Here is a 4059-nt window from a genome sequence, read left to right as displayed (position 1 = left end):
CTCGCTGGCGTTGATCCGTACGCGTAAGCAAGCGCGGAGGATGGACAGGGCGTTGCGCGCGCTGAGGTTATGCCATCGCTGACTGGCACAGAGATAGCGAGGCGAGCGCCTTGCCTCGATTGAACTGAACGCGCCGTTTTACGCCCGCCGCCGCTAGCGGGAGAAGGATAGCCGGCTTCTAAATTATAAATTGGTCTTATGTAAACAACATTCAGCTTATTTTTGATAAAGCCTCGCAGACTAGCAATGTTAAAGATAAGGAACTAAAGGGAGGCGGGATTGCCCCGGGAATGGCGCGGCATAAGTCCTCTCGTCGTTTAGCGGGGGGTGACCTCAGTCTGTCTCTTCGTCGGTTAACGGCGACCCGCGACGAGCGCAGTCAGGTTGCGGCGTAACAGTGCGGACGGGGCTGCGCGCAACGCGTCAAGCTGGGGGGATGCCCCCGACGTCCCGATCCGGCACGCATGCCCTCCGCGCTGAAACCGTAATCAACCCGCCGCGTGACCGGCCCAGGCGCGGCGTCAGCCGATGGGCGGCCTAGGGATCTTGGGAGGTAGGTGATGGACACCCTGTTAGAGAGCGACGAAGCGAATGCGCCGCCAGCGCTGACGCTATTTAATCTGGAAACCTTTGAATGGCGCGTGCATAGCGACCAGACCGAGCTAGCTTGTCGTGAACTGCTCTTTTTGCTGAGTGAGTTGGATCGTCATTACGGGATGTGGGGCGCGCAGTTTCAGGCTTTTGCACCGGGCCAGACGCCGCAGACCGTGAACCGCCATCTTTGCACCCGCCTGGCGGGGGCGATTACGGCCTTGTTTTCTCACCCCGGTTTGAGCATCAGTGATGCGGGCTATGTACAACTGATGAACCTGCACCGTTGGTTGGCGTTAATCTTTGCGGTGAGCAGTTATCGCCATGGCGACCACATTATCCGCAACCTGAATGCGGCCGGGGGCGGCGTGGTCGATCCGCTGACGTTAAATGCCGGGAATCTGAGGCTGTTTTGTTTGTGTTACTACCCGGACTCCGAAATAGCGCTACAGCCGGATGTGCTGTGGCAATACGACCGGGAAACGGTGGTGCGGCTGTTTTGCGCCCTGATTAGCGGTCGGGCCTTGCCCACCCCGGCGGGGCACAGTAAGCGGGAACAGTTGCTGGCCTGGTTGCCGGAGAAATTGGCCGAGTTGGCGGCGTTGGATTTTCTGCCGCTAGCGGTGTTGCATGATGTGTATATGCATTGTTCGTATGCCGATTTGCCGCAGAAGCATTCGATAAAAAAACCATTGAATCGGCTGATTGCGGCCAGTCTGGCGGAATTGCGGCCTACGCTGCCAGCGTCACGGCCAGCGCGGGAGAAGCCGCTGTTGGTCGTGATACCGGAGTGGTTTACCGGTCAGCACAGTATTTACCGTACCCACTCGCTCACCATTAAGGCGCTGGCTAGCCGTTTTCATGTGATTGGCCTGGCGCAGGCGGGCTCCACAGACCGTCTGACACAACAAGTCTTCGATGAATATGTCGAGATTCCGGCGGCCAATGTGCTGGCGGAGATGGTGGCCTATCTTGCGCGCCTCCAGCCTGACATCGTGTATTGGCCCTCGGTCGGTATGTTTCCCCTGACGCTCTATTTAACCAACCTACGCTTAGCCCCCTTGCAATTGATGGCCTTGGGGCATCCGGCTACGACGCACTCTGACTGTGTCGATGGGGTGTTGGTGGAGGAGGACTACCTGGGATCACGTGCCTGTTTTAGCGAGCGGGTGTATCCGCTGCCGAAAGACGCTCTGCCGTACCGCCCGCCGGCGCAGACCCAACGCGTCTTACCTGAACGTCTTCCTTTTGCAGCGCGTCGGCGGCAGCGCGCGCCTTTCGCCCTGCCGGTACGGGTGGCGGTGTGCGCCTCGGTGATGAAGGTGAACCCAGGTTTTCTTGCGACCTTGGCGGAGATACAGCGGCGCAGCCGGGTTCCGCTGCAATTTTGTTTTTACCTGGGCTTCGCGCAGGGGCTGACCCTGGATTATCTGGCGCAGGCGATTGGCGAGCAATTAGCGGATGCGGAAGTGAATGCGCATATGCCGGTGCAGGCATACCAGCAGGCGCTCAATAGCTGTGAGCTGTTTGTGAATCCCTTTCCTTTCGGCAATACCAATGGACTGGTGGATACGGTCCGTCAGGGCTTGCCGGGCGTGTGTATGACCGGGCCGGAAGTGCATACGCACATTGATGAGGGGTTGTTCCGTCGCCTGGGGTTACCCGAGACGCTGATTGCCACTGATCGGGAGGGGTATATCCAGGCGACCTTACGTCTGGTGGAGGACACGGCCTACCGCGAATCATTGCAGCAGCAACTGCGAGTAAACGATCCAGAACAGGTGTTATTCCAGGGCCAACCGGAAAAGTTTGTGGCGGTGGTGTGGCAGGCCTGGTTAGCGAGTCAGGCCGGGCACACTCAGGGCGCTGCGCAGGATGTGGCGCAGGGCGCAACGGATGCCGCGGCTAGGGAAGACGAGGACACGGGCAGGGCATCCTGAGTGCAGTTGTTGTAGTAAGGGAGGAGAGGATGGCGGGAGCAGACGATGAGGCGGCGCGTCACCGTCGCGTACGCAAGCCGTATCAGGGCAATCATGAGGCGTGCCTGGTGCCGCTCGGTCTAGAGGCATATCGGGAGCGGCCTTTGTATGTGTTGGTGGCCCAGTGGTGCTTACGCCAGGAAGGGTGGGTGAACCGTAACCAAATCGCGGCGGCCTTTGGCATCAGCGCGCGTAGCGCGACATTTCAGTTGACCTATTTGGCGCGCAAAAAGGCGCAGATAGCCAGTGTGCTGCGCAAGGTCAGGCGGGGAACGGCGATGATGGAGAGCAGTGAGATTCGGGTCTTGTGGGTACATCCGGAGGCGGGCGTGCGCAAGACGAAGACGACGGTCACGGAAACGATGCCGTTGAAGCGGGTGCAGAAACATCGCGTGGGGAATGCGGATGAGGCAATGCGAGCGCAGTGGCGGGATATTTGGCGAGGTTTACATAAGGAGCGTAAGACGTGAGCAAGGGTGAGGATCAAGCAGTAAGGCAAGTCGCGCGTTCGGTACTGTTTTACGGCGATGCGTGGGCGGTCACCCAAGCGGTGCGTCATGTGGTGACGGTGATGTCGCCGCGGGTAACAACAGAGATAGCGACAAGCGTCGCGCAGTTGATGAAGCTGTTGCGGCAGCGCCAGCAGGCAGGGGTGGTGCTCTGTCTACGGCCCCATGAGTGCGTAGAGCTGCTGGATAGGCTGCGGGAGCCATTACGGGGGCGGGCGGTACAGATTGTGTCCGAGACCGTGTATTACAGTGATCTGGCGGTGTTGGCGGCATTAGGCTATGGCACGCCGCTGGCATTGGATACCTTGATACCGTGGGTGAAGGCGATCCGGGGGCTGGCTACGGGAGCGCCCCAGACGGAGTATCCCTTGGCGGCGTTTATGGCGCGTTGTCAACGCCGCTGGCGTAAGGGCGCTACGAGACAGGCGCGGGTGAGGCTGCTAGAGGGGGAGAGTCGGGCGCGGCAGCAAGCGCGGAGCGGTCGTTTGGTGCAGATGATACGGCGGGAGGGGGGACGCTGGCTCCCGCAAGGGGTGAGTACACGGCAATGGGTGATTGTGCGTTGTTTGTCGGAGGGCATGTCGCCGACGGCGGTGGCCGCGCGGATGGGGGTGCAGAAGAAAACGGTCAGTGTGTACAAACAGCGGGTCTTAATGTTGCTGAGCGGTGGTGATCGGCGGCGAGAGCGTGTCTTGTTTCGGGGGATTGTGGTGAAGGAGGCGTTGCAGCGCTATCTGGTCTAGCGGGCGACCGCCCCCGGCGCACCGTCTCCTTCGCCCGCTCAGGCTATTGGGTGAGCCTGTGCGTGACGGCGGCATTCATGCCCTTGGCACTCGCTGCCAATAAGAGACCGCGCTGATATCGCGTCAGCGAAGCGGCTCTGCTGCAATATATGCTGACCATAAGCGCCCTGGCGCGATCCATCCGATAAGGGGGCCGTGAGGGCATTACTATCTTAGCTCAACAGTTCTTGTCCCACG

The 4059-nt window shown here is 60.1% G+C and carries 3 protein-coding genes; all 3 read left to right on the top strand.

All coding sequences use genetic code 11. The features are described 5' to 3' along the window. The first annotated feature begins 560 nt into the window (after nucleotides 1–560). The 3 genes from EHO01S_RS16785 to EHO01S_RS16775 are packed head-to-tail and all read left to right on the top strand — an operon-like array spanning nucleotide 561 to nucleotide 3822. A complete protein-coding gene (locus tag EHO01S_RS16785) occupies nucleotides 561–2531 on the top strand; it encodes a cobalt ABC transporter permease (protein ID WP_162147382.1) in 1971 nt (656 codons plus the stop codon). A 29-nt stretch (nucleotides 2532–2560) separates the two neighbouring features. Beyond that, entirely contained in the window at nucleotides 2561–3040 is a 480-nt protein-coding gene (locus EHO01S_RS18000) for a CaiF/GrlA family transcriptional regulator (protein ID WP_024525027.1), read from the top strand. Further along, the gene (locus tag EHO01S_RS16775; RefSeq protein ID WP_024525026.1) at nucleotides 3037–3822 is read left to right on the top strand and encodes a LuxR C-terminal-related transcriptional regulator; all 786 of its coding nucleotides are present in this window, start codon (nucleotides 3037–3039) and stop codon (nucleotides 3820–3822) included. Before EHO01S_RS18000 ends, EHO01S_RS16775 begins: the two co-directional genes overlap by 4 nt. Nucleotides 3823–4059 lie beyond the last annotated feature (237 nt).

Source organism: Edwardsiella hoshinae NBRC 105699 = ATCC 33379, from assembly GCF_000474215.1.
Classification (GTDB): Bacteria; Pseudomonadota; Gammaproteobacteria; order Enterobacterales; family Enterobacteriaceae; genus Edwardsiella; species Edwardsiella hoshinae.
The sequence above is the reverse complement of the archived record's forward strand: the minus strand, read 5'-3'. Positions and strand labels throughout refer to the sequence as shown.

Bases quoted from the DNA above. Each gene is read 5' to 3' on its own strand.
- EHO01S_RS18000 (WP_024525027.1), top strand. From the start codon at position 2,561: ATGGCGGGAGCAGACGATGAGGCGGCGCGTCACCGTCGCGTACGCAAG.
- EHO01S_RS16785 (WP_162147382.1), top strand. From the start codon at position 561: ATGGACACCCTGTTAGAGAGCGACGAAGCGAATGCGCCGCCAGCGCTG.